Here is a 24,164-nt window from a genome sequence, read left to right as displayed (position 1 = left end):
CAGCGGCGTGAAACCGTATTACGCGGGTGCGACGGCTCGAGCCGGCCCGCCCCAGCCCGCCGGATCAGTCCGGCTCAGGAATGTGCCGCTGGAGGAACGCCCGGGCCGCCGGGTCGTCGGCCAGCCTCGCCGCGACGGCGCGCGCCTGCGCTGCGTCCATGTCCCGGCCGAGTCGGGCGAGCAGTGCGGCGCGCGTCGCGTGGTAGGGCTGCAACCGTTCCCGCTCGGGCGGCAGCGCGTTCAGCAACGCCAGCCCCTGCTCCGGGGAGTCGGTGCGCCCCACGACGGCGGCCCGCGCGACGAGGCTGCCCAGCGTCGGCGCGATCGCGACCAGGGCGGTGTAGAGCGTGCGGAGTGCCTGCCAGTCGGTGTCCCCGGTGCGCGCGCGGTGGCAGTGGACGGCCTGGATCGCCGCCTCCAGCTGGAACCGCCCCGGCGCCCGACCGGGCCGCTCGGCCCGCCGCAGGTACGATTCGCCCTCGGCGATCAGCCTCCGGTCCCACGTCGCCGGGTCCTGGTCGGCCAGCGGCAGGTACCGCTGACCGGGTGTCGTCGCGCGCGCGGAGGCCAGCGTGAGCAGTGCCGCCAGCGCCCAGGCCTCCGGTTCGTCGCCGAGCAGGCCGGCCGTCGTGACGGCGAGGTAGCGCGCCTCGCCCGCCGGCGAGGTCACGTCACCGCGGTCGGGCCAGGCCAGCGCGTAGCAGCCGTACACGGCCTCCAGTACCGGCGGCAACCGCTCCGGCATCGCCTGCCGCCCGGGCACCACGAACGGGATGTGAACGTCCCGGATCCGGCGCTTGGCCCGCACCAGGCGTTGCTGCATCGTCCCGGCGGGGACGGCGAACAGCCGCGCGATCACGGCGGAATCGAAGCCGAGCACTGTCTGCAGCATCAGGGGCGTCCGGACGTGCGCGGCGATCGCCGGGTGCGCGCACACGAACAGCAGGGCCAGCCGCCGGTCGGGGATGCGATCCGGGTCGAGGTCGTCGAACGGCGCGACGACGCGGGCGTCCCGCTCGGCCTCCGGCGCCACGGATCGGCGGTGTGCCGCGGACTTCCACAGGTCGCGCTGCCGGTTGCGCGCCACGGTCAGTAGCCAGCCCTCCGGGTTGTCCGGCACGCCGTCCCGCGGCCAGGTCGTCAGTGCCTGCTCGAAGGCCTGCGCCAGGGTGTCCTCGGCGAGCTGGAGGTCGCCCGTGGGCGCGGCGAGCAGCGCGACCAGCCGGCCGTAGGACTCCCGGGCCGTGCGCTCCGCGACGACGATTGCCGGTTCGGCGGTCACACCGAGGGCACCCACGTGCCCGAGTCGGTGTGCACGGCGCCCGGGCGGACCTCGACGGTGCCCCACGTGGCGGGTGGCGCCTGCCGGGCCCAGTGCAGGGCGGTGTCGAGGTCCGGCACGTCGATGACCATCACGCCGCCGAGCTGTTCCTTGGTGTCGGCGAACGGCCCGTCCTGGACCCGCGGCTCCCCGTCGACGAGCGTGAGCGTGGTCGAGCTGGTCGACGGCTGCAGCACCTGACCGGTCACCAGGATGCCCGCCTGTTCCAGCGTCGCGGCATAGCTGTCCATGGCACGCATGCCCTCGGCGATCGCCTCCTCCCCGATCGATTCGTCGGTTTCCTCGCTGTAGTGGAACAGCAGCACGTAACGCATGGTCGATCCTCGCATTCTCGGTTCAGCGCACGCGATAGCGCGCGAGCAGGACGCCGGTCGTGGAGGTCAGCGAATCCGCCAGCGACAGGTCGACCCGATCGCCGTCGCCGAAGAGCCGGGTGCCCGCGCCCAGCACGATGGGGTGGACGAGCACGACGTACTCGTCGACGAGCCCGGCCGCGTGCAGGGACCGGACCAGCTCGCCGCTGCCGAGCACGGTCAGCGCACCACCGACCTCCTTTTTCAGCCGAGCGACCGTCTCGGCGGCCTCGCCGGCCAGCAGCGTGGAGTTCGGATAGCCCGGCTGGACGTGCTCGTGGCGGGAGACGACGTATTTCGGCTGGGTCACCAGTGCCTCGGTGAACGGGTTGGGCTCGGGCATCGCCGTCCAGTAGCCCAGCAGGTCGTCGTAGGTGCGGCGCCCGAGCAGCAGCGCCGTGGTGGTCCCCATGCCGGCCGCGGCGAACCGCCCGATCACCTCGTCGGAATACCCGGCGGCCCACCCGCCGTGCCGGAAACCGTCGCGGGCGTCCTCGTCCGCACGGCCGGGGGCCTGCATGACGCCGTCGAGGGTGACGCTCGCGAACGCGCTGATGGTGGCCATGTCGTGCTCCTCGTCTCGTGCCGTGTGCTCGACACAGTGATGACGAGGTCGCCGGGCGCGAACAGACAACGGCGGAGGGAGAGCTCAGTTCTCGGTCGGGTGCGGTCGACGAGGGCCTGCCGATCCTCGGCCAGAGCACCAGACAGTGCACGCGTTTACCCGGTTTACGGCTGGGTATGCACCTGGGCCGAGGGTGTAAGGCGAGCGCGTCCAGGGGCGGGGAAGGCGCGGTGGCCTCGTTCGACTCCGAGGCGGACGGCACCGGAGCGGCCCTCGATGGGGAGGCGGTGCCGATGAAGGCTTTCGTGATGAAGGAAATCGGCCGGGTCGGTTTCCTGGACAAACCGATGCCACGACCAGGCCCGAGCGATGCGATCGTGCGCACGACCAGCGCACTCATCTGCACCTCGGACACGCACACCGTGGCGGGCGGTATCGGGCCGCGGGAGGATTTGACGCTCGGCCACGAGGGCGTCGGTGTGGTGCACGAGGTGGGCAGCGAGGTGCGGGACTTCCACCCGGGTGAGCGAGTGCTGGCCGGCGCCATCACCCCGGACTGGGGAAGCTCGGCGGCTCAGAACGGCTACCCGTCGCAATCCGGGGGGCCGCTCGGCGGCTTCAAGTTCGCCAACGGCAAGGACGGGGTCTTCGCCGAGTACTTCCACGTCAACGACGCCGACGCCAACCTGGCGAAAATACCGGATTCGATCTCCGATGAGGCTGCCGTGTACTGCGCTGACATGCTGTCGACCGGATTCATGGGAGCGGAGAAGGCGAACATCCCGATCGGCGGAACGGTCGTCGTGCTCGCCCAGGGGCCGGTGGGGTTGATGGCCACGGCAGGCGCCCGTCTGCGCGGCGCCGGGCTCGTCATCGGCGTGGAATCGGTGCCCAGCAGGCAGAAGCTCGCGCGCACCTACGGGGCCGACGAGATCGTGGACTTCACCCGCGAGGACGTCCTGGATCGCGTGCTGGAGCTGACCGACGGCGAGCGCGCGGATGCGGCCGTGGAGGCGCTCGGCGCGGACGCGACGTTCCAGACGGCCGTGAAGATCACCAAGCCGGGCGGGACCATTTCCAACATCGGCTATTTCGGTGAGGGCGAGTTCGTGCGCATTCCCCGGGTCGAATGGGGGGTGGGAATGGCGGACAAGACGATCGCGACGGGATTGTGCCCCGGCGGCAGGGTGCGGATGGAGCGCCTGCTGCAACTGCTGCAGAACAACCGCATCGATCCCACGCGCATGACGACACACACGTTCCGCTTCGACGACATGGAACGTGCGTTCGAGGTCTCCGACAAGAAGCTCGAGGACGTCATCAAGGTGCTGATCACCTTCTGAAAACCCCCGTGCCGGCCGGAAACGGAGCCGCCCATGCTCGATCTCGATCCACCGCTTCGACCGGTTCGCCTGCGGGAGGGTTACCTGCCCCTGGAGGATCTCGGCCTCATCGGCGACGGCGCGACGGCAGCGCTGGTCGGTCTCGACGGATCCATCCCGTGGTTGTGCCTTCCTCACTTCGACTCCGATCCGCTGTTCTGCGGCCTGCTCGACCACGAGCGAGGCGGGCATTTCACGGTCCAGCCGGAGGAGCTGGTACGGGCACGGCAACGCTACGAGCCGGACACGGCTGTCCTGACGACCGAACTGGCCGGTGCCACCGGCACGGTCCGGCTCACCGACGCGCTGGCCTTGCGCTCGGGTGCCGATCTCAGCGACGACACACCCGCGCGACGGGCCGAGCTCGTGCGGTCCGCCGTCGTCACGGAGGGCGACGTGCGCCTGCGGGTGGTGCTGCGGCCACGCGGCGGCGCGCAGGTCCGCTCCGCGTTCGGTGGCCTGGAGCTGCAGCTGCCGGGGCGGCCGGAGCTGCGTCTGCACCTGCGCTCGAACCGCCCGTTGAGTGGCCTGGACAGCACAATCGAGCTGCAGCATGGCGAGCGAGTCGACCTGGTGCTGTCCTGGGGACGCTTTCACCGTCACCACCGGTTCGACGCCGAGCGCATGCTGCGGGACACGGCCGAGGCATGGCGTCGCTGGATGACGCACTTCGACTACGACGGTCCCGAGGAGGCGCTGGTCCGGCGCGCGGCGATCACCCTGAAACTGTGCGACGACTGGGTCAACGGAGCCCTGGTCGCGGCACCGACGTCCTCGCTGCCCGCACCGATCGGCGGGGTCCGCAACTGGGACTACCGGTACACGTGGATCCGCGATGCCGCGTTCACCGTGTTCGCGATGCGCCGGATCGGCTTCGCAACCGAGGCGGACGCATTCCTCGGCTGGGTCCTCGACGCGTTCGAGCAGAGCCGGATGCCGCGCATCATGTACCGCCTCGGCGGCGGTCAGGTACCCGACGAGGTCGAGGACACCGAGCTGGAGGGCTACCGGCGGTCCGCCCCGGTGAGGTGGGGCAACGGCGCCGCCGACCAGCTGCAACACGATGTCTACGGCGAGGTGCTGGACTGCGCCGACCAGTGGCTGCGGGCCGGGGGGGACGCCGGAGCCCGCACTGTGGGCCGGCCTGACCGAACTCGCCGACACCGCGGCCACGGCGTGGCGGCAGCCGGACCAGGGCATCTGGGAGGTGCGTAGCGCCGGCCGGGTGTTCACCTACTCGGCCGGGATGTGCCAGGTGGCCCTGGACCGGGCCGCGGCCATCGGCGAACGGCTCGGCCTGCCCGGACCCATCGCGGCCTGGCGAGCATCCGCCGACAAGCTACGCCAGCTCATCCTGGACCAGGCCTGGGACGAGCACGCGCAGACCTTTCGCGAACATCTCGACGGCAGCGGCGGCCTGGACGCGAGCCTGCTCGCGCTTCCGCTGCGACAGGTCGTGCCGGCCGACCACCCGCGCGCCATCGCCACCACCGCCCGCATCGCGGAGCAACTGTCGGCCGGGGGCGGCCTGCTCTACCGGTACCTGCACGACCAGTCGGCCGACGGCCTGCCCGGCGACGAGGGCGCCTTCCTGCTGTGCAGTTTCTGGCTCGTGGACAACCTGGCTCTCCAGGGCCGCGTCGAGGAGGCCGAGCGGCTGTACGCCTCGATGTGCGGCCGGGCGAGCCCGCTGGGGCTGCTGCCGGAGCAGATCCATCCGTCGACCGGCGAGTTCATGGGCAACTTCCCGCAGGCGTTCAGCCACATCGGCGTGATCGCCAGCGGGGTGAACCTCTCGCGAGCAAGGGCGGGGCTGCGATGATCAATCGGCTTGCCATCTTCGGCGCCACGGGGGACCTCAGCGCGCGGTACCTGCTGCCGGGGCTGGCCGCGCTGCGGGCGGCGGGGCACCTCGACGAGGAGTTCGAGGTGCTCGGCTCCGACCGCAGTGACTGGACCAGCGAGCAGTTCCGGTTTTGGGCGGCCGCACAGCTCGAACGGCACGGCGACGCCTCGCCCGCCGACGCGAGGAAGGCGATCACCGCCTCGGCCCGCTTCCACCGCGCCGACGTCACCGACCCCGTCGATGTCGCGTCGGCCATCGCCGGTGACGAACCGCTGGTGGTCTACCTGGCCCTGCCGCCCGCGTTGTTCTCCTCAGCAGTGTCCGCATTGGACCGCGCGAAGCTCCCGGCAGGCAGCCGGATCGTGCTGGAGAAGCCCTTCGGCGAGGATCTCAACAGCGCCGTGGAGCTGAACCGGCAGCTCAGCGAGGTCGTGCCCGAGGACGCGGTGTTCCGGGTGGACCACTTCCTGGCCATGACGACCGTCGAGAACGTGCTCGGCGCCCGGCTCGCCAACCGTATGCTCGAGGCCCTCTGGAACAGCGCGCACATCGCCGAGGTGGACATCGTCTGGGACGAGCAGCTCGCGCTGGAAGGCAGGGCGGGCTATTACGACGGGGCCGGGGCGCTCAAGGACATGGTGCAGAACCACCTGCTGCAGCTGCTCTGCCTGGTGGCGATGGAGCCTCCGATCAGCCTCGGCGAGCGCGACCTGCGCGACCGGAAGGTCGACGTGTTGCGGTCGGTGCGGCCGCTCACCGACAACGACGTCGTGCACCGGACGCGGCGCGCCCGCTACGGGGCCGGCCGCGTCGACGGCCACGACGTTCCCGCCTACGTCGACGAGCAAGGCGTGGATCCGGACCGCGGCACCGAGACCTTCGCCGAGATCGAACTCGAACTCGACAGCTGGCGCTGGGCCGGAACCAGGTTCCGGCTGCGCAGCGGCAAAGCACTGGGGCGGAACCGCAAGGAGGTCACCGTACGCTTCCGGCCCGTGCCGCACGTGCCCTTCGGCCACAGCGGGGAGGTGCTGCCCAACGTCCTGCGCTTCGGGCTGGAACCAGAGAGCCTGGCACTCGACCTGACCGGGACGGGGTCCCGCGCGCGCACGTTCGCCCCGCTCACGCTCACCGCGGAGATGGCGGCAGCCGACCTGCCGCCCTACGGCCGGCTGCTGCTCGACGTGCTCACCGGGAACCCCGCCCTGTCCATTCGCGGCGACGAGGCCGAAGAAGCCTGGCGGCTCCTCGAGCCTGTGCTGTCGGCGTGGTCGCGCGATCTCATTCCCCTCCAGGAATACCCGGCCGGGTCGGACGGACCCTCGCCGGCGCGGCCGGGAGGATGACGCCCGATGGTCGTGCAACGATTGCAGGCGGCGGCACTCGTCGCCGGCCCGGTCATCTTCGCCACGTCACCATTCTTCTGGACCAACGGACATTACGGCGTCAACGGCGGCATGTTGATCGCACTGTCCATGGTTCCCTGGGTGTACGGCTTGATCGGCGAATACGAACGGCTGCGCGAACGCACGCCCACCGCGGCCGGACTGTGGTTGTTGCTCCTGTTGATCGGGATGTTCGGCACCATCGGCTTCGGAATGCAGGGCTTTTTCGAAGGGGTGTTCGGTGTCGGCCTGGACGACCGGACAGCTTTGGGCAGGCTCGGTGAGTATCCGCCGCAGAGCGTTGTCATGTTGTGGCTGCCTGGCCCGACCTTTCCGCTGTCGCTCCTGGTGTTCGGCCTCCTCCTCGCGTGGACCCGGATGGCTCCGCGGTGGGTCGTGGTGCTGATCTGCCTTGCCGCCATCGCTTTTCCGGTGGGCCGGGTGCTGCGTCTGGAATGGATCGCCTACGTGGTCGACCTCCTGGTGATCGTTCCGTTCTCCCAGCTCGCCTGGCGCGCGTGGCATCGCACGGAATCCGTGGCCACAACGGTGTAGGCGGTCCCGGCTAGCCGGCTTCGGTGATGCCGTCGAGCAGTGCCAGCTCATCGGTACTCAACCGGAGGCCGCCCGCCGCGATGTTCTCCTCCAGATGGGCGCGGGTGCCGGTACCGGGAATGGCGAGGACGTGCTCGCCGCGGTGCAGCGTCCAGGCGATGCGGACCTGCGCCGGCGTCGCGCCGTGGGCCTCGGCCACCTTGGCGACCTCGGCCTGACCGGTCGCGATGTGGCTGCCGTCCGGTGTCGCGCCGGGCAGTGACGTCGCGACGGCGAAGAACGGCACGAACGCGATCCGGTGCCGGCCACACAGCTCGACCAGATCCTCGTCCTGCCGTTCGGTGAGGCCGTACCGGTTCTGCACGCAGACCACCGGCGCGATCGACATCGCCTCGGTCAGCTGCTCCGCCACGACGTTGGAGACGCCGAGGTGGCGAATCAGGCCGGCGTCACGCAGCTCGGCGAGCGCTCCGAAGTGGTCGGCGATCGAACCGGGAACCTTGTCCATCGCGGCGCCACAGCGCAGGTTGACGACGTCGAGGTGGTCGAGCCCGAGCTGGCGGATGTTCTCCTCCACCTGCCCCCGCAGCTGCTCGGGGCGCGCGTACTCGAACGCGCCGTCCCGGGACCGGGCGGGCCCGACCTTGGTGGTGATGACCAGGTCGTCGGGGTAGGGCTGCAGCGCCGTGCTGATGAGCTCGTTGACCGAGCGGGTCGGCACGAAGTAGAAGGACGCCGTGTCGATGTGGTTGACGCCGAGCTCGATGGCGCGGCGGAGCACGGCGATCGCGTCGGCGCGGTCCCTGGGCTTCTCGTCCCAGGGCATGCCGGGCAGGCGCATCGCGCCGAAGCCCATCCGGTTCACCGTGCGGTCGCCGAGCTGCCAGGTGCCCGCGGCGCCGGCGGTCGGTGTGCTGTTCATGTCCGTGGTGTGTGTCGCCATGACCCCAGACTGCGGACGCGCTCGCCGGCTGTCCGGAAATGGCAACAACCTGCCAAAGTGGCCGGCCCGGGGCGGATCCGGGCAGAATCGGTGATATGCGACCGAGCGACGGCCTGGTGCGGGCGAGCGATGCGGTCACGATCGTGCGCGGCGAAGAGGAGTTGTTCCAGCGCGCCGGGCACCTGTTCGCGACGGTCACCGACCTCGCCTGCGCCGCCAACGACCTCGCGACCTGGGTGGCCGCCCGCAAGGCGGACGAGCTGGCCGCCGCGACCGCGGGGCGCCTCGGCGAGATTCGTATCCGCAAGATCTACCGGCCCGGGGTGATGCTCGATTCGGTGGCCGCACGAGAGCTCGCGATGCGACGCGACCACTTCGGGGCGCAGATCCGGATCACCACCGGCGAGATCAACGAGACGATCGTCCTCGACCGCAGGGTGGTGATCCTGGCGGGCGACCTCAGCGCAGGACGGCGAAGCTACAGCGTGATCACCCAGCCCGAGACCGTCCAGGGCGTGATGTCGCTGTTCGAGACGGCTTGGAGGTCGGCCACCGACCTCGCCGTCTACGACGCGCAGGTCGCCGAGATCCGCCGGCTCGCGCCTGCCGTGCTCGACCTGCTCAGCCGGGGCGTCAAGGACGAGTCCGCCGCGCGCATCCTCGGTCTGGGCGTGCGGACCTACCGGCGCCGCGTCGCCGAGCTGATGGCCGCGCTCGGCGCCGAATCCCGCTTCCAGGCCGGTGTCCGCGCGCGGGAACTCGGTCTGGTGTAGGCCGCGGCGTCCAGTCCGAGGCATCCAGGACGGACGGCAGCCGCGCGAGCTTTCGGGCGAATTCGACGGCGAGGCATACATATTCGCGTGGGCCACGCGTAGCTTCGACGGTCACCGGCCCCGACGCAGTGCCGTCTCGCTCCGGGCCGGAAACGGACCCGACGGAGGAGGCCCACCATGGCCCGACGTGACATCGAATTCGACGCCGAAGGCGTCACACTGCGTGGCTGGTTCTACAGCGCCGAGGGTGCGGCATCGCCGGCACCGACGGTCGTCATGGCGCACGGTTATTCGGCGGTGAAGGAAATGTACCTCGACTCCTATGCCGAAACGTTCGCTGCGTCGGGGCTCAACGCGCTGGTGTACGACAACCGCAATTTCGGCGCGAGCGACGGTGAGCCTCGGCAGGAGATCGACCCCTGGGCTCAGGTCCGCGACTACCGCCATGCCATCACCTACGCCGGCACGCTGCCCGAGGTCGACGAGAACCGGATCGGTGTGTGGGGCAGCAGCTACTCGGGCGGGCATGTGCTCGTCGTCGCGGCGATCGACCGCCGGGTCAAGGCCGTGGTCAGCCAGGTCCCGTTGGTCAGCGGACACGCCAACTTCCGTGCCCTGGTCCGCGCGGACTTCATCGACGGCTTCCGGGCGCAGTTCGACGCCGATCGGCTGGCACGGTTCGAGGGCAAGGCGCCCGCGATGGTGCCGGTGGTCGACAAGGACCCGCTGGCCCCGTCGGCCCTGCCGACGCCGGATTCCCACGCGTGGTTCACCGAGACTCATCGGCTGCGGGCACCCTCCTGGCGCAACGAGGTGACACTGCGCAGCGTCGAGATGCTCACCGAGTACGAGCCGGTCGCCTACCTGCCCTACATCAGCCCGACTCCGCTGCTGATGCTCCCCGCACGCAACGACGTCCTCACCCCGACCGAGCTCGCGATCGCCGCCTACGAGCAGGCGCGGGAGCCGAAGCGTCTGCGCATACTCCCGGGTGGGCATTTCGACGCCTACGTCGACGGTTTCGAACAGTCCAGCGTGCCGGCTCGGGACTGGTTCCTGGAACACCTCGCCTCCTGACCGCCTTCGCCTGCACCGCAACGGATGCACGGCCGCGTGGTCGCGCGAGCGCTGTCCGCACGTACGTGGCCGTCACGCAACAGAGGTGTCGCACGCCGGCTACAGCAGCCTTTCCGAGTGCTCGGCGGCTTCCTTCCGGACAGCGTCGAAGAACTTCAGATCGACGTTGTCGTATCCCTTCGCGAGCTCCTCGTCGGATTCGGCGACGGCGCCCCGCGGGTCCTTCTCGGCGTACTCGCGATAGAGGATCCAGCACCCGCGGATGCCTTCGAGCAAGCCTTCCAGAAGTCCCCGCGCGGGCCGGAGGGGATCGAGCGGCGTGACCCGGAACGTCACGGCCGCGGGTGGCTGGTCGCCACCCGCCGCCTGACGTTCGGCTTCGCGCGTGGCTGCCCTCATCTGTTCGATCAGCGAGTCCGAGACCGGGATGTTTCCTTCGGCAGCGATCATCGCGGCCCTGACCATGCCGATGACGACAGTCCGCGGCGTTCCGCCAGCATGGAGGTAAGCGAGGACCAGGCTGGGGATCTCGATGTCAAGCGCCTCGATGCTGTCCGCCTCACGCACCACAGCGGTGGGGGAACAGCCGGCCACTTCGGACGCGATCTCGGCAGCGGCCTGCAGCCAGTGCGCGGCGGCGACAGCGGCGGCGGTGGGGTCGAGCTCCTGGCGAAGTCGGAGGGAGCCGAGCGGGAACGCGCGGAGCAGGTCGTCGGCGGCGGCGACCTGAATAGGGGAAGCGTCAGCACGGGTCAGGACGACCGCCTGCTTCGCCCTGCCGGAGAGATCGCCCCGCTCGGCCTGCTCCACGGCCGCGAGTTCCTGCTCCACGTCGGCGACGACCCGGCCGGTCAAGGTCTGCTCGCCCAGTACGTGGAGTGCGCGTCCGACGCGATGCGCGGCTTCCTCCACGAGGAGGTGGGAGTGGGCGATCATGTCCCCTGTGGGCAGGTTGGGGTTCGTGATGGCGGGGATGACGTCGGCGAAGGCGTCCCGCTCGGCTTGCCGGAGCCAACCCTGCCTGTTGGCTTCGAAACTTCCGGCAGCACTGGCCGGATGGGTGTAGGTGCGCCACAGGTGGCGGGACAGGCCGGTCAGGCTGTCCGCGAGGAAGAGGGCATGGGCGAGCTCGGCCGACGCCGGCAACTCCGCGACCGTGCCCGCGACCCACCCGGCTCCGGTCTCCCAGGTGGTGAGGAGGGAATGTCGCGCCTCGTCGAAGGCATAGGTCGTCACGGGTGTGATGATCGCAGATCGGAGCCGAAGCGATCTCCCTCTACGGTGTCGGACCGCGTGATTCGGCGCTGCGATGAAGGCGCTTTCAGCCGGCACTCACTGGGGGACCTTTCCACCGGCGCTTGCGCCTGGAACGGGAACTCCGCTACCTGACCGGCTCCAGCATCGTGCCGCCCGCCATCGCGACCCACCCGAGCTCGCGCTCCAGGATCGGTGCAGCGCTATCCGCGGGCAGAGTCAGAACGGCAGCTCGGTCGTTCCCGGGTTGGTCCGCAGAGCTCATCGACGAGGGCGAAACCGTCTTCGATCCAGGCCAGCTCGGTGCGAGCGCGCGCGATCAACCCGTCGTAGGCGTAGATCTTGTAGCGGACGGCCAGCTCGGCTTCGCACTCGCTCAGCTTGGCGATCCTGGCAGCCAGGGTGGGGTGACTGCGGTCGACGAGGGTTGCCCGGGTGGCTTCGAGCATCGCCAGGTGTTCTTCCCAGTAGGCCCGCTGCTGCCGCAGCTGCTCGCGCACCGCGGCGGGGTCGGCGAAGTCGAAGTACGCCGCCTTGAGGTAAGCGGGGTCGCGCTGCCGCTGCGGCACCAGCGGCGATTCCATCCACTTCCGGAAGTCGGCGAGCCCCGCGTCGGTGACGTGGTACTCCTTCTTGGTGCCCTTCTTCCCCCAGGGCACCTCGACCGAATCAAGCAGTCCGTCGCGCTCCATCCGGTTGAGTTCGGGGTAGATCTGCGAGTCCGGGGCGTGCCAGACGTGCGCGACCGAGCGGCTGAAGCTCTTCGAGAGGTCGTACCCGGTCATCGGGCGGCTCGTCAGCAGCGCGATCAGCGCGTATCGCAGCGACAAGGTCTCTCCTCCGGCTCGGTCGCGCCATCCGGCTCTTGCCATCTCACTATATCCATAGATAGCTTGTAGCCCACCTGACCAATACCTCTCTACATAGGGAGTTGGCCAATGACGCTCACCGCTCCTCTGCCAACGGCAGGCGCAGCTCCGACCACGGCTGCGGCGAAGATCTTCAACCACCCCCGCAACGCCTGGTACGTCGCGGCCTGGGATTACGAGGTCACCGGGAAGCAACCGCTGGCACGCACTGTCGCAGGCGTTCCGCTCGCGCTGTGGCGCAACTCCGAAGGGCGCGCCGTCGCACTCGCGGACGCCTGCTGGCACCGGCTCGCACCGCTGTCGCAGGGCAAGATCCTCGGCAACGAATTGCAGTGCCCGTACCACGGCCTGCGCTACAACTCGTCCGGCCGCTGCACGGCCATGCCCGCGCAGCAGACGATCAACCCGAGCGCGGTCGTCCCCTCCTACCCCGTCGTCGAGCGCTACCGCTACGTCTGGGTGTGGGTGGGCGACCCCGACCTCGCCGACCCGGCCACCGTGCCCGACATGCACCAGATGGACGACCCGGGCTGGGCCGGTGACGGCGAGACCATCCACGCCGATTGCAACTACCAGCTGGTCCTCGACAACCTGATGGACCTCACCCACGAGGAGTTCGTGCACTCCTCGAGCATCGGACAGGAAGAGCTCTCCGAAGCCGAGTTCGACGTGGTCCACGAGGGCAACACCGTCACCGTCACCCGGTGGATGCGCGACATCGAAGCACCACCGTTCTGGTTGAAGAACATGCGCGACAAGTTCCCCGGTTTCGAGGGCAAGGTCGATCGGTGGCAGATCATCAGGTTCGAAGCACCGAGCACGATCTGCATCGACGTCGGTGTCGCCAAGGCCGGCACCGGTGCCCCCGAGGGCGACCGCAGCCAGGGCGTCAACGGCTACGTGATGAACACGATCACCCCGGAGACCGACCGCACCTGCCACTACTTCTGGGCGTTCATGCGCAACTACTGCCTGGACAGCCAGACCATCACCACCCAGCTGCGGCAAAGCGTGCACGGTGTCTTCGCCGAGGACGAGGACATGCTGCGCGCCCAGCAGCGGGCGATCGACGCCAACCCCGAGCACGAGTTCTACAGCCTCAACATCGACGCCGGGGGGATGTGGGTGCGCCAGATCCTGGAGCGGATGCTGGCTGCCGAGGGTCGGCCCTCGGCGGCTCCCGCAGTCGGGCGGGAGTCCTGATGGCGGTCCAGTCCCAGTCCCGCTGGCAGCGCGCGAAGGTCGTCGAGGCCGACTACGTGGCGGACGGCGTCCGCCGGATCGTGCTGGAGGTCGAGCGGCCCGAGCACGCGGCTCCCGGTACGCACGTCGACGTCGAGCTGCGCGTGCACGGCTGACGGCAGGTCCGTTCCTACTCCGTCGTCCAGTCCGACAACGGCGGGCGCCGGCTCACGCTCAGCGTGCAACTTTCGCCCAACTCCCGCGGTGGTTCGGAGGCGATGCACGCACTGGCCGTCGGTGACGAGCTGACCGTGACCGGTCCGGTGCAGAACTTCCCGCTCGCGGTCGGCGCCGGTCGTTACGTCCTGGTCGCCGGCGGCATCGGCATCACCGCGCTGGTCGCGATGGCGTCGGCGCTGCGCCGTCGCGGGGCCGACTACGAGCTCGTGTTCGCCGGTCGCAGTCGCCGGGTGATGGCATACCTCGACGAGCTCAGCGCCGAGCACGGCGACCGGATCCGCGTTCACGTCGACGACGAAGGTACGCGGTTGTCGGTACCCGACCTCGTCAGCACTATCGCCGCGGCACCGAACGCGGCCACGACCGAGCTCTACATGTGCGGCCCGATCGGTCTGATGGACGCCATCAGGTCGAGCTGGACCGAGCACGCGCTTCCGCAGGCCAACCTGCGGTTCGAAACCTTCGGCTCCAGTGGCCGGTTCGACGCCGAGGAGTTCCTGGTACGCCTTCCCCAGCTCGGCCGCGAAATCGCGGTCGCATCCGACACCTCGATCCTGGACGCCCTCAACGCCGCCGGGATCGACACGCTCTCGGACTGCCGCAAGGGCGAGTGTGGACTCTGCCTCGCCAAGATCGTCGAGGTCGAGGGCACCATCGACCACCGCGACGTCTTCCTCAGCGAAGCGCAGAAGCAGCGCTCCACCACCCTGTGCCTCTGCGTCTCCCGCGCGGTGGCCGGCAACACCGGCGACCGCGCATCCGTCACCCTCCACCTCACCTGATCCGGACGCACCGGATCCCTCACCACAGGACACCTCCATGACCCTCATGGCACGCATCGGCGCGGCGCCCATGTCCGGCTACCAGTGGCTCATCGTCGCGCTCTGCACCTTCATGAACTGCCTCGATGGCTTCGACGTCATGGCAGTCGCCTATACCGGCCCCTCGGTGACCGAAGAGTTCGCCCTGACCGGCTCCCAGTTCGGACTGCTGGTCTCGGTCGGCCTGATCGGAATGGCCCTGGGTTCGATGCTGCTCGCCCCATTCGCCGACCTGATCGGGCGTCGCCCGCTGATCCTGATCAGCCTCACCCTGGGCACGATCGGCATGTTCGGCGCCGCGATGGCCCCGTCGGTGACAATGATGGGCCTGTTCCGGCTCGTGACCGGCCTCGGCGTGGGCGGCATCCTGGCCAGCACCAACGTGATCGCCAGCGAGTTCTCGAACACGAAGAACCGCGGGCTCGCCATCGGCATCTACACCGCCGGATACGGCATCGGCGCGACCCTGGCAAGCCTCGTCGCGAGGAGCACCGTTGGCGGTGACTGGCGGACCGTCTTCTACGTCGGCGGTTTCGGCACCCTGCTGGCGCTGATCGTCATCGCGGTGTTACTGCCCGAGTCGGTCGCCTTCCTCGAACAGCGTCGTCCGCAGGACGCTCTGGAACGTATCAACCGGACCCTGGCGCGGATGAGGATGGACTCCATCAGCGAGGCCGACCTCGACCAAGGCGCCGCCGCCGGAAAGAACGCACGACAGAGCGGCTCCCGTTGGTTGAAGCAGCTGCTCACCCCCACGATCCTGCTCTGGATCGTCTTCATCACCATCATGTTCGGCTTCTACTTCGTGAACAGCTGGACCCCCACCCTGCTCACCGAGGAGGGGCTTTCGGAGAGCGCCGCGGTCACCGCCGGAATGGCGATCTCGATCGGCGGCACCGTCGGCTCCGTGCTCTATGGCCTGGCTGCCCGGCTTCGTCCACCGCGGGTCGTGCTGATCGGGTTCTCGCTGCTCTCCGCCGGCATGATGATCGTGTTCATCCTGAGCACCTCGATCCTGTGGCTCGGGTTCGGGATCGGCGTCCTCGTCGGCGCGCTCATCAACGGATGCATCGCCGGTGCGTACACCGTCGGACCGCTGCTGTACCCGTCCACCGTCCGCAGCGTCGGCATGGGATGGGCGCTCGGCATGGGCCGGATCGGCGCCATTCTGTCCCCGACCATCGCAGGGGTTCTCAAGGACGCAGGTGCTTCGGCGACCCAGCTCTACGTCGGGGCCGCCGCAGTCGTCGCGCTCTGCGCGCTCGCCCTCGTGGCGGTCCGCAAGCACGAACCGGACTACACCCCAGCCACCAAGGAGCCCGCCACGGCCTGACACTCCTCCCAAGACGCGAATCGAGGTCGACTTCGGCCGGCCAGCTGTCGTCACCCCGGTCGACCGGGGTGACGACAGCGCCCCGTTCACTACTGTCCGGTGGCCTGTTCGCCCAGTTCGACCACAGGCGACGGCACTGGTGCATACCAAGTCATGCGGGTGCTGTCACACCGCTCTGCATCGGTGAGCCGGCCTTCCCGGCATTACCGTCGCGGACTGCCACGCCCCGCTCGTTGACAATGAGACGTTCGAGCACGCCGAAGGATCGTGGCCGAGTGCGGCGAAGACCATTCGCATCGCGCCGCTTCCGGTCCGACCGCACGGCAGCTGGCCGTATGCGTTGACCCGGGTGCGGCAAGACCATACTCGGCACCAGGGGCCACCGGCCGGAGCGCGCTACGACTCCCGCACGTGCGACACCCAGTGCCCAACGCCGACGCGATCATCACCGACGGCACCGCGCACAAAACAAGGCCCTGATCGAAGCCCTCGTACCCAGGTCGAGATCATCGGGCCAGACCGGCTCGTCGCCTCGGTCTTCCGCATCCCCAGGCCCGCGACAACAAAGAGGCCACCCCCGGCCGGCAGCGGAAACGGCCTCGAAAGGAGCGGTTCGTACCATGACCAATTCGGTGGGCCTAGGGGAGGCTTGTCGACACTCGCCCGTCACTGGTCCATGCGACTGCTTCCGACTGCCGGTCCGCGCTGTGGCTATGGTGGTTCGACCGCGCTGACGCCAGGGATGTGGCAGCATCCGGTCTCCCTACTGTGCACCACGGGAGCGTCGAGGTCTGTGTTCTCGACGATGATGTCGGCGATCGTCTCCACCGCGGTCTCGCGGAGGTAGATGTCGTCGGCTGCGGCGTATCGGGAACGGTGCAGGGAAGCCACGTCGGGTGCCTCGGAAAACGCGTGCGCGCGACGGTGGCCGGCATCGCGCGCTACTCCACGTTCGAAGGCGACGTCAGGGTCCACCGCCAGCCAGATGCCGACGTCCCATAGGTGCGCGAGTTCCCGGCGGTGGGCGAACACCCCATCGACGACCAGGACAGCGTCGGGTTCCAGGATGGTGATCTCCTCGCCGTGGTCGATCTGTGTCAGCGGATCGATGCCGCAGAGCGTCACTCTTCCATCGGTGTGGACGGGACCGATGAGGCGGAGCCGGATCCGGTCGAGGTCGTAGGCGTTACGGTAGTAGCCCTCGCCTGTGAGCCGGTCGTAGCGGTCCCGCTCGGACCATGGCCTTTTGAAGTCGTCGAGCGAGCCTCGGTAGGCGGGCCTGCCGAGTCGTTCCAGGGCTAGCCCGAGCTCGTGGCCGAACAATGTCTTGCCGGCGCCGGTTCGGCCGTCGATCACGACCGCGAGGCGGCCGGTGCTCCGGGTGGACACGAGCCTCGCGACAGTCGAGATCACCTCAGCGCGTTTGCCTGCTCGGGGCAGAGAGGGCAGCGGGCTCCAGAGCGTGGATGAGGAGAGCTTCACGCCGTCACCGTGAAGGAGTCGCCGACGCCGACGGTGGCAGTAGGCGCACCAGCCACCTGAGCAGGACGCGCACTCGATGACGCCAGGATCAGATCCGGCGCCTGGCGGAGCTCTAAGGACGGGCCGCACGGACATGACAGCATTCTCGTCATGCTAGACGGCACATTCTGAACGAATCGATTTCCTGCCACCGGCCGATGAGCACTGCGAGCCTGGTCAGGCCAGAGCGGGTGCCACCCGATCGGCACCGCGTCTCGCGGTTTGGCTCTGCCCAAGGCCGATGTCCGCGAACTCCGCGATCTCCCTGGCACGATCCAGTCCGCAAGGACTGCAGAATCGGGTCCGCCAGGCCGCCGTCGAGACCGGAGCGAAGCCGGACGTGGCCCGTCGAGCTCCCCGGGCATGGACAGCCCGGCCGCACCGAACGCCTCCGCACCGAAAGGCCGAGGCCGACGAGGCCCGATCAGCTGCCGACCTCACAAGGGGCAGAGTGCGGGGGTCTCCCGAGAGGTCGCTCCCGGCCGACAGAGGGCGACGTCGACAGGATCGTCAGCCGACGTGGGCCCCCAAACGAATCCGCCCCGTCATCGAACGGGGCGGATCTTGGATTCCGGTGGGCCTAACGCTTCAGCACACGAACCAGACGATCTTGGTCGAAGGCCCTGAAATCACGATCCGCCCGGTCGGTACCCGTCGCCTGTCGGCAGGTGGCACCCGATGAACCACGACACGATCATCGCCGGACTGGCGGCGTTGCAGGCCGACGGGTTGGCCTGCATGGCGTGCGGAGCTGACTACCTCCGCGTCCGGGGCCCGCATGTGCAGGTGGGCCGGTCGGTGACCGGTTCGCAGGTGTTCGCCTGCGTCGGTTACTGCCCGGACGATGTGCGGCGCGCGACGGGAGGCGGGCTGCGGTGAGCACCATGGCAACCCCTCGGAGGGACCGTGCGCTGTGGGTCCAGTGCGCGTGTACGGCGCTGGTCGCGCTCGGCGCGGCGTACGCCTCCTACCGGCACGGCCGCGAGTTCGCCTTGCGGTTCGGTGCCGACGAGGCCACGGCGGCGATCTGGCCGTTGATCGTGGACGGCATCCTGACCACGGCCACGGTCGAGTTGTGGAAGACTACCGGCCACGGCCGCCGCGCCGGTGGCCGGTGGGCGGCCTGGTTGTCCTTCGTGTTCGGCATCGTGCTGTCGCTGTGCGCGAACGTGGCGGCGGCCCCGGAGCTGAGCGTGTTCGCCGTGGCGGTGGCGGCGTGCCCACCGCTGGCACTGCTGCTGGCGGTCGAGTTGCCCAACCGCGCGCTCAAGCGGCACCGCGCCGAGACCACGAGCGAGACCAGCACCGAGACCGCCGAGACAGGCAAGATCGGCGACGAGACCGGGTCGGTGGTGCGTCTCGCGGTGGTCTCGGACGAGGCTCAGCCGACGGAGCCGACCGCCGAGAAGCGGATGTGGGCCTACTATATAACCGAGCGGGCCAAGGGCCGCACGCCGACCGGCGCAGACCTGGATCGGGATCGCGGGCACGAACAACTACGGCCGCAAGGTCCTGCGCAGGTGGCGACAGACGGGGAGCGAGTCCTCAGCCATCCGCAGTCAGAATAGCCGTGGCGAACGACCGGCACAGATCGAATGGGCTTTCTCGGTTCTTCGCCACGAACATGGGGGTGGTGGAGAGGTCCACGGGGCTACACGCCATGCTGAGTTGAGCTGGTCGGGCTTGTACGATCCATGATCACGGAATGGCGATCGCGGCCAGCGAACCTCAAGTGGCAGGTGACACTACTGCGTCGGGTCGCCTCTGGGTTGCCCGGGTGGGATGGGTTGCGGCTTCTGGCTGCGGCTGACGTTGGCTCGCGAGCTGGAGCCGCTGGTGGTGGGCGTGTCGAGCCGCCCACTGGGCTTGGCCGCCATCTTCGCTGAGCACGTCGGTAAGGCTGACCGTGTCTCACCGATGAGGCTCAACGGGGCGCGACGATGTGCGGGCGAGTACGACATTCGGGTTAGTTCCGAGGGTAGCCCGGACAGGAGGCCCTACGTCTGTTACTCCTGGTGGGCACGGTGTGGCTCATCTTGTCGGGGCCGGTCGCTAAGATCAGGTGGCTTGATCGGGTCACGCCCGTAACCCACACGTTCGAGGGAGTCGTCCAAGGTGCAGATCACACCCTCCGCGCGGATTCTCCGCATGCTCGGTGAGATCGAGATCGAGGAGTGGAAGTGTCTGGCGGAGTTGATCGACAATGCCTTCGACGACTTCAACGGGATCATCGCCTCTGATATCCGGTGGGCCGGAGGCATGAAGGTCAGCGTGACGCTCCCGAAGTCCAACGCCCGACCAGCGGACGCTGAGATCGTCGTCCGCGACAGCGGCCGGGGGATGACGAGGGAACGCCTCGCGGATGCCGTCCGTGCCGGCTGGTCGAGCAACAACCAGTTCGACAAGCTGGGACTGTTCGGCATGGGGTTCAACGTGAGCACGGCGCGACTCGGACGGAAGACCCGCGTGTTGACGACGCGAGCGGGCGATCCGCAGTGGATCGGCGTAGAGATCGACCTGGACGAGATCGGGGACGACTTCGAGGCACCGGACATCGTCGAGCCCAAGAACGATCCCTCGGAGCACGGCACCAAGATCGAAATCAGCAGGCTCGATCCCGCGCGTCTTGACTGGCTCGCCCGGAATGGAAAGGCCCTGCGTGCTCAATTCGGCAAGGTCTACGGATGGTTGTTGGAACATCGCCCCTTCGAGTTGTGGGTCGCTGGCGTCGAGGTCAAGCCCCGGCGTCACTGCGTGTGGGGCAAGAACAGAAGCGTCACCTACGGCAGTGGTTCGCGGGCGGAGCAGATCCCCGCGGTCATCGAGATCGACGAGCCCTACTCGCTGGCCGACGCCTGTATGGATTGTGGGCACTGGCAGCAGCAGGGTCTTGATGAGTGCGAGAACTGTGGGAAGTCCGAACACCTCAAACCGCGCGAGCGGCGAATGCATGGATGGGTCGGAATTCAGCGTTACCTCGACAACGATGAGTTCGGCATCGATTTCCTTCGCAATGGCCGCAAGATCCTCACCAACTACAAGGACATCTTCCAGTGGACTGACATCAACGACCCGACCTCCCGTGTCATCAGGGAGTACCCGATCGAACTCGGCCAGGGCGGGCGGATCGTCGGTGAGATCCACCTCGATCACGTACGGGTCGACTACAAGAAGGACACTTTCGACAAATCGGACCCGCAGTGGCGACGAGCGATCGAGTATCTCCGCGGGCGAGGCCCCATGTTGCCGGAGAAGGCCAAGGACCTTGGCTGGCACGAGCCGAACAACAGTCCCCTCGCTCGGCTCCATCGCGGCTTTCGGCGGAACGACCCAGGGAAGCGCTACCTGATTCCTGGGGACGGCCAGAAGGCGGTCCACTCGACCGCCTGGCGGTGGGGGCAGGAGTTCCACAAGGGGATCGCCGAATACCAGACGGATGAGAAGTGGTGGGAGCAGGTACTCGAACACGAGAGGCGCAAGGCCGAGGCTACGCGCCCGAAGCCTGACCCCGCCGAAGGTGGGTCGGTCGACGAGACGGCGGTGGACGACGCGCTCGGGTTGGATCAGCCAAACGATCGCTCGGAGGCCACCGGCGCGGCACCGGCGCCCCCTGCCGAGCCACCCGCGCCGAAGCCGGAGACTGACCAACAGCGCATCGCGCGGTACAAGGAAGAAGGCAGGCCCATCGCCGAACTCGCTGGCGACCTCGGGCATCCCGACCTTGGGTTCATGAAGGTCGAGGCGCTTTCCTTGGACCAGCGGTTGCTGGACGCCAATGGCAAGGAGACCGCAGCCCGGGTCGTTCCCGGCTCGGGAGGGTCCGCGACGGCCTTCGTAAATCGACGCCACGCGCTCTTCGTGCGTTTCGGATGGTCCTACGAGGACGCCATCGTCACCGAGCTGGCTGGACTGCTACGAGCCAGGGCTGGTTCCGATTTGTCAGTATCCGAGATCATTTCGATGGTCAAGGAAAAGTCGATGCAAGACACCGCGATCGACGTGCGGACGATCAAGACGCAGGCTGAAGACCTTCTCGGTGAGGTTCGGAACCGCATGGCGGCCGAGCTCGAGGACGAACCAGAGCGAGCGTTCCAGTACCTCACCGATGACGAACTCGTGGCCACCGAGAACGCCATGATCGCCAGTGGTAGCCGGGGCTCAGGGCCTATGGATGAGGCACCGTTCGTGCGCTACGCCCCCAGCCTGTTCCTCGTGCGGCTGGTCGAGGAGATGCCGGAGATGTTCCTCGATGGCAAGGTCTTCCGGTCTCCCTACAACGGGGTCACCTCCGCCGCCGGCAAGCGGCAATCCGTCTCCCAAGTCACCTCGCTGCTGGCCGATGTCGCCGCTCTCGCCCAGCAGTACGACCCCGGCGAACTGCGTCTCAAGCGCACGCGGTTGAGCATGCAGCTCCTACTCGACGAACTGGCGCCGGAGCGATGACCAATTTCCTGGAGTCCCGAAAGCTCTTGGCCGACGGTCCGAGGGGCCTGACCCACGCCCTGGAACGGGCGCTGTGGCACCTCGGCTTCGCTGACGTGCGAGTGGTGGATGGCCGTGATGACGGAGGAGCTGACCTGCTGGCGGTTCGGAACGGTCAGCAGTGGGTCGTCCAGTCCAAATGGACGAGCCGGGGCACCATTGATCGTGCCGGCATCGACGATTGCGAGCGCGCCAAGACCCGCTACGAGGCCGACAAGTGCGTCCTCGCCACGAACGGCACGCTCGGCCGGAGCGCGGAGAGTCGACGCAAGGTCCTCGACGAGGTCGGGATCAAGATCGACGTATGGAACGGTAAGACCTTGGCCACGATCGGCGAGCGGATGTCGACCGATGTGCCATCACGACTACGGCCCAGGAAGTATCAAGAGCGCGCTATCGCACGACTGAGGGAAGATCTCGCGCAGCGCCAACGCGCACTGTTGGTGCTCGCCACCGGGCTCGGCAAGACCGTCGTCGGTGGAGAGGTCATCCGCCAGCACCTCGACGAGCATCCACACGACCGGGTCCTCGTCGTCGCGCACATGCGCGAACTCGTTGAACAACTCGAACGATCCTTGTGGCGGCACCTACCCAAGACGGTCCCCACGCAGGTCCTCACCGGTGAGCGGAAGCCCGTCTCGTTCGACGGAGTGACCTGCGCGACCGTCGACTCCGCGCTCGGGCTGGTCACCAATGGTTACAAGCCGAACCTGATCATGGTTGACGAGACCCATCACGTCGGCGCCGCTGGCATGTACCAGATGCTGCTCGAAGCCTGTGAGGGAGCACTGCAGTTCGGTGTCACCGCGACGCCGTGGAGGGGCGACAAGTTCGACATCGAGGAACACTTCGGCGCCGCCAGCTTCACGATGGGCATCGAGGAGGGCATGCGGGAAGGCCATCTGGTCAAGGTCGACTACCGGCTATTCGTCGACAATCTCGACTGGGACTTCGTGGCGGCGGCCAGCAAGCAGGGCCACACGATCCGGGAGCTGAACAGCAAGCTGTTCTTGCCCCAGCGAGACGAGATCATCATCGATCACCTGCGCGAGGCATGGCGGGGAGTGCACGAACCCCGCGGCATCATCTTCTGCCAGACGATCGAACACGCCGAACGTATGGCGGAACTCCTCGCCGCCTCCGATCCCGTCTGGGCGCGAGCCGCGGCACTGCACAGCGGGGTCCCCAAACAACATCGGCAGATCCTGTTGAACTCCTTCAGGTTGGGGCGTGTCCCGATTCTGACGACCGTGGACGTGTTCAACGAGGGAGTCGATGTGCCCGATGTCAACATCATCGCCTTCCTGCGCGTCACGCACAGCCGCCGGATCTTCGTTCAACAGCTTGGTCGCGGCCTGCGCCTGCGTGACGGTAAGGAGTCGTTGCTGGCTCTCGACTTCGTCTCCGACATCCGTCGTGTCGCCGCCGCACTGCGCTTGCGGCGGTCCCTCGACGTCGGTGATACCGAAACGCTCAACCTGCCCCTCGCCAGGGGAAACAAGATCGAATTCACCGATGCCTCGGCGGGCTCCCTCCTCGATCAGTGGATTCGTGATGCCGCTGACCTGGAGACCTCCGCCGACGAGGTCCGCCTGCAATTCCCCGACGTATCAGCGAGCGTGAACTGACCCCATGGCACTACCCAAGGACGTGCGCGACCGTGTCATCCGCCGCATCTACGCCGACATGCGCGCGATTGACTGGGACGAACTGAGCCCGCGCGAGAGGACCCGACAATACGATCTCTGGGTCAACGATCCAGAGATCGGAGGCGTCATCGCGAACTTCAATGATGACCCGCGGCACTGGATCAAGGACGGACCGGTCAAGGAATGGCCCCGCGCCAAGATCGGTCACGGATCTCACGCTCGGCTCCTCGGCGAGGACCACGATCCCGCCGCGGAGCGACGGCGACTCGCCGAGAAGATCGTCCGACTCACACTTCCCGAGTGGGTCCCTGACCCGGATTCCATCACCGAGAAACCGATGCGGATGGTGGTCCATCCCCCCAAGCACGAGGAAGCCGAACCCCGCATCGTTACCTGGGGTAACTCGGACAACTTCAAACACCTCCTGTGGGCCGCTCTTGAGGCCGTCGAGTCGGACGACCATCGCTCCTGGGTACTCGCCGTGACGGAGACCTTCGAGAAGCCGGTATCGGCCGACATGAAGGCCCTGCATCGACGCATCGCCCGTCGTTGCAAGCTCCAGGTGGAGCACATCGAACTGTGAATGCAGCCC

At 68.1% G+C, this 24,164-nt stretch carries 23 protein-coding genes; 16 read left to right on the top strand and 7 right to left on the bottom strand.

Going from position 1 to position 24,164, the window contains the following annotated elements; genetic code table 11:
* Positions 1 to 64: 64 nt before the first annotated feature.
* Genes ACFSZT_RS10180 through ACFSZT_RS10170 form a run of 3 tightly spaced genes read right to left on the bottom strand, consistent with a single transcriptional unit; the run spans position 65 to position 2,260 of the window.
* A complete protein-coding gene (locus ACFSZT_RS10180; protein WP_377389109.1) occupies positions 65 to 1,282 on the bottom strand; it encodes an RNA polymerase sigma factor in 1,218 nt (405 codons plus the stop codon).
* Positions 1,279 to 1,656, bottom strand: coding sequence for a YciI family protein (locus tag ACFSZT_RS10175; RefSeq protein WP_377389111.1), 378 nt, complete (start codon positions 1,654 to 1,656; stop codon positions 1,279 to 1,281). Before ACFSZT_RS10175 ends, ACFSZT_RS10180 begins: the two co-directional genes overlap by 4 nt.
* 22 nt (positions 1,657 to 1,678) lie before the next feature.
* The gene (locus tag ACFSZT_RS10170) at positions 1,679 to 2,260 is read right to left on the bottom strand and encodes a dihydrofolate reductase family protein (protein WP_377389113.1); all 582 of its coding nucleotides are present in this window, start codon (positions 2,258 to 2,260) and stop codon (positions 1,679 to 1,681) included.
* A gap of 230 nt (positions 2,261 to 2,490) precedes the next feature.
* Here ACFSZT_RS10170 and ACFSZT_RS10165 point away from each other — a divergent pair, with 230 nt between their 5' ends.
* From ACFSZT_RS10165 to ACFSZT_RS10145, 5 genes are read left to right on the top strand one after another with little or no spacing between them, the layout of a single operon-like run.
* Positions 2,491 to 3,603, top strand: coding sequence for an NAD(P)-dependent alcohol dehydrogenase (locus tag ACFSZT_RS10165; protein ID WP_377389115.1), 1,113 nt, complete (start codon positions 2,491 to 2,493; stop codon positions 3,601 to 3,603).
* A 33-nt stretch (positions 3,604 to 3,636) separates the two neighbouring features.
* The gene (locus ACFSZT_RS10160) at positions 3,637 to 4,857 is read left to right on the top strand and encodes a glycoside hydrolase family 15 protein (RefSeq protein WP_377478225.1); all 1,221 of its coding nucleotides are present in this window, start codon (positions 3,637 to 3,639) and stop codon (positions 4,855 to 4,857) included.
* On the top strand, positions 4,775 to 5,464 hold the full coding sequence (locus tag ACFSZT_RS10155) for a glycoside hydrolase family 15 protein (RefSeq protein WP_377478392.1): 690 nt from the start codon (positions 4,775 to 4,777) through the stop codon (positions 5,462 to 5,464). The genes ACFSZT_RS10160 and ACFSZT_RS10155 overlap by 83 nt, the downstream gene beginning before the upstream one ends.
* On the top strand, positions 5,461 to 6,834 hold the full coding sequence (locus ACFSZT_RS10150; RefSeq protein WP_377389119.1) for a glucose-6-phosphate dehydrogenase: 1,374 nt from the start codon (positions 5,461 to 5,463) through the stop codon (positions 6,832 to 6,834). The genes ACFSZT_RS10155 and ACFSZT_RS10150 overlap by 4 nt, the downstream gene beginning before the upstream one ends.
* Positions 6,835 to 6,846: 12 nt before the next feature.
* The gene (locus tag ACFSZT_RS10145) at positions 6,847 to 7,428 is read left to right on the top strand and encodes a hypothetical protein (RefSeq protein ID WP_377389201.1); all 582 of its coding nucleotides are present in this window, start codon (positions 6,847 to 6,849) and stop codon (positions 7,426 to 7,428) included.
* Between the two features lie 10 nt (positions 7,429 to 7,438).
* Here ACFSZT_RS10145 and ACFSZT_RS10140 read toward each other — a convergent pair whose 3' ends face one another.
* Positions 7,439 to 8,371: an oxidoreductase gene (locus tag ACFSZT_RS10140; protein ID WP_377389121.1), complete on the bottom strand. Its 933-nt coding sequence runs from the start codon at positions 8,369 to 8,371 to the stop codon at positions 7,439 to 7,441.
* A 95-nt stretch (positions 8,372 to 8,466) separates the two neighbouring features.
* On the opposite strand from ACFSZT_RS10140, the gene ACFSZT_RS10135 reads away from it, so the two are divergent.
* Both ACFSZT_RS10135 and ACFSZT_RS10130 read left to right on the top strand, forming a co-directional pair.
* On the top strand, positions 8,467 to 9,144 hold the full coding sequence (locus ACFSZT_RS10135; protein WP_377389123.1) for a DNA-binding response regulator: 678 nt from the start codon (positions 8,467 to 8,469) through the stop codon (positions 9,142 to 9,144).
* 177 nt (positions 9,145 to 9,321) lie between these two features.
* Complete coding sequence (locus ACFSZT_RS10130) at positions 9,322 to 10,221, top strand: alpha/beta hydrolase (protein WP_377389125.1); 900 nt, start codon at positions 9,322 to 9,324, stop codon at positions 10,219 to 10,221.
* A gap of 99 nt (positions 10,222 to 10,320) precedes the next feature.
* Here ACFSZT_RS10130 and ACFSZT_RS10125 read toward each other — a convergent pair whose 3' ends face one another.
* Positions 10,321 to 11,457, bottom strand: coding sequence for a hypothetical protein (locus tag ACFSZT_RS10125; RefSeq protein ID WP_377389127.1), 1,137 nt, complete (start codon positions 11,455 to 11,457; stop codon positions 10,321 to 10,323).
* Between the two features lie 221 nt (positions 11,458 to 11,678).
* Positions 11,679 to 12,305: a PadR family transcriptional regulator gene (locus ACFSZT_RS10120; RefSeq protein ID WP_377389129.1), complete on the bottom strand. Its 627-nt coding sequence runs from the start codon at positions 12,303 to 12,305 to the stop codon at positions 11,679 to 11,681.
* Positions 12,306 to 12,413: 108 nt separating this feature from the next.
* On the opposite strand from ACFSZT_RS10120, the gene ACFSZT_RS10115 reads away from it, so the two are divergent.
* The 4 genes from ACFSZT_RS10115 to ACFSZT_RS10100 all read left to right on the top strand — a co-directional run bounded on the left by ACFSZT_RS10115 (position 12,414) and on the right by ACFSZT_RS10100 (position 15,920).
* Positions 12,414 to 13,547 carry an aromatic ring-hydroxylating dioxygenase subunit alpha gene (locus tag ACFSZT_RS10115; protein ID WP_377389131.1) on the top strand — a complete coding sequence of 378 codons (1,134 nt, stop codon included), beginning with the start codon at positions 12,414 to 12,416 and terminating at the stop codon, positions 13,545 to 13,547.
* Positions 13,547 to 13,702, top strand: a complete 156-nt coding sequence (locus tag ACFSZT_RS10110) for a hypothetical protein (RefSeq protein WP_377389133.1) — start codon at positions 13,547 to 13,549, stop codon at positions 13,700 to 13,702. The genes ACFSZT_RS10115 and ACFSZT_RS10110 overlap by 1 nt, the downstream gene beginning before the upstream one ends.
* Before the next feature lie 102 nt (positions 13,703 to 13,804).
* Positions 13,805 to 14,548 (top strand): PDR/VanB family oxidoreductase, encoded by a 744-nt coding sequence (locus tag ACFSZT_RS10105; RefSeq protein WP_377389135.1) that lies wholly within the window; start codon positions 13,805 to 13,807, stop codon positions 14,546 to 14,548.
* A 37-nt stretch (positions 14,549 to 14,585) separates the two neighbouring features.
* Positions 14,586 to 15,920 (top strand): MFS transporter, encoded by a 1,335-nt coding sequence (locus tag ACFSZT_RS10100; protein ID WP_377389138.1) that lies wholly within the window; start codon positions 14,586 to 14,588, stop codon positions 15,918 to 15,920.
* A gap of 711 nt (positions 15,921 to 16,631) precedes the next feature.
* Here ACFSZT_RS10100 and ACFSZT_RS10095 read toward each other — a convergent pair.
* Positions 16,632 to 17,333, bottom strand: coding sequence for a uridine kinase (locus ACFSZT_RS10095; protein WP_377389141.1), 702 nt, complete (start codon positions 17,331 to 17,333; stop codon positions 16,632 to 16,634).
* 786 nt (positions 17,334 to 18,119) lie between these two features.
* On the opposite strand from ACFSZT_RS10095, the gene ACFSZT_RS10090 reads away from it, so the two are divergent.
* The 5 genes from ACFSZT_RS10090 (at position 18,120) to ACFSZT_RS10070 (ending at position 24,155) form a co-directional block, all read left to right on the top strand.
* A complete protein-coding gene (locus ACFSZT_RS10090) occupies positions 18,120 to 18,320 on the top strand; it encodes a hypothetical protein (RefSeq protein WP_377389143.1) in 201 nt (66 codons plus the stop codon).
* Positions 18,321 to 18,325: 5 nt separating this feature from the next.
* Complete coding sequence (locus tag ACFSZT_RS10085) at positions 18,326 to 19,009, top strand: DUF2637 domain-containing protein (RefSeq protein WP_377389145.1); 684 nt, start codon at positions 18,326 to 18,328, stop codon at positions 19,007 to 19,009.
* A gap of 547 nt (positions 19,010 to 19,556) precedes the next feature.
* Positions 19,557 to 21,884, top strand: a complete 2,328-nt coding sequence (locus ACFSZT_RS10080; RefSeq protein ID WP_377389148.1) for an ATP-binding protein — start codon at positions 19,557 to 19,559, stop codon at positions 21,882 to 21,884.
* Complete coding sequence (locus ACFSZT_RS10075) at positions 21,881 to 23,551, top strand: DEAD/DEAH box helicase family protein (protein WP_377389150.1); 1,671 nt, start codon at positions 21,881 to 21,883, stop codon at positions 23,549 to 23,551. Before ACFSZT_RS10080 ends, ACFSZT_RS10075 begins: the two co-directional genes overlap by 4 nt.
* Positions 23,552 to 23,555: 4 nt before the next feature.
* Positions 23,556 to 24,155: a hypothetical protein gene (locus ACFSZT_RS10070; protein ID WP_377389153.1), complete on the top strand. Its 600-nt coding sequence runs from the start codon at positions 23,556 to 23,558 to the stop codon at positions 24,153 to 24,155.
* Positions 24,156 to 24,164: the final 9 nt, after the last annotated feature.

It is taken from the genome of Prauserella oleivorans (assembly GCF_042685745.1).
GTDB lineage: Bacteria > Actinomycetota > Actinomycetes > Mycobacteriales > Pseudonocardiaceae > Prauserella_A > Prauserella_A oleivorans.
Note: the sequence above shows the minus strand (reverse complement) of the source record. Positions and strands in the feature narration are given on the sequence as shown.

Excerpts from the sequence above, each read along its gene's own strand:
- ACFSZT_RS10175 (WP_377389111.1), bottom strand. The coding sequence starts at position 1,656 with ATGCGTTACGTGCTGCTGTTCCACTACAGCGAGGAAACCGACGAATCG.
- ACFSZT_RS10170 (WP_377389113.1), bottom strand. The coding sequence starts at position 2,260 with ATGGCCACCATCAGCGCGTTCGCGAGCGTCACCCTCGACGGCGTCATG.
- ACFSZT_RS10160 (WP_377478225.1), top strand. The coding sequence starts at position 3,637 with ATGCTCGATCTCGATCCACCGCTTCGACCGGTTCGCCTGCGGGAGGGT.
- ACFSZT_RS10150 (WP_377389119.1), top strand. The coding sequence starts at position 5,461 with ATGATCAATCGGCTTGCCATCTTCGGCGCCACGGGGGACCTCAGCGCG.
- ACFSZT_RS10140 (WP_377389121.1), bottom strand. The coding sequence starts at position 8,371 with ATGGCGACACACACCACGGACATGAACAGCACACCGACCGCCGGCGCC.
- ACFSZT_RS10135 (WP_377389123.1), top strand. The coding sequence starts at position 8,467 with ATGCGACCGAGCGACGGCCTGGTGCGGGCGAGCGATGCGGTCACGATC.
- ACFSZT_RS10130 (WP_377389125.1), top strand. The coding sequence starts at position 9,322 with ATGGCCCGACGTGACATCGAATTCGACGCCGAAGGCGTCACACTGCGT.
- ACFSZT_RS10115 (WP_377389131.1), top strand. The coding sequence starts at position 12,414 with ATGACGCTCACCGCTCCTCTGCCAACGGCAGGCGCAGCTCCGACCACG.
- ACFSZT_RS10110 (WP_377389133.1), top strand. The coding sequence starts at position 13,547 with ATGGCGGTCCAGTCCCAGTCCCGCTGGCAGCGCGCGAAGGTCGTCGAG.
- ACFSZT_RS10105 (WP_377389135.1), top strand. The coding sequence starts at position 13,805 with ATGCACGCACTGGCCGTCGGTGACGAGCTGACCGTGACCGGTCCGGTG.
- ACFSZT_RS10100 (WP_377389138.1), top strand. The coding sequence starts at position 14,586 with ATGACCCTCATGGCACGCATCGGCGCGGCGCCCATGTCCGGCTACCAG.
- ACFSZT_RS10090 (WP_377389143.1), top strand. The coding sequence starts at position 18,120 with ATGAACCACGACACGATCATCGCCGGACTGGCGGCGTTGCAGGCCGAC.
- ACFSZT_RS10085 (WP_377389145.1), top strand. The coding sequence starts at position 18,326 with ATGGCAACCCCTCGGAGGGACCGTGCGCTGTGGGTCCAGTGCGCGTGT.
- ACFSZT_RS10075 (WP_377389150.1), top strand. The coding sequence starts at position 21,881 with ATGACCAATTTCCTGGAGTCCCGAAAGCTCTTGGCCGACGGTCCGAGG.
- ACFSZT_RS10070 (WP_377389153.1), top strand. The coding sequence starts at position 23,556 with ATGGCACTACCCAAGGACGTGCGCGACCGTGTCATCCGCCGCATCTAC.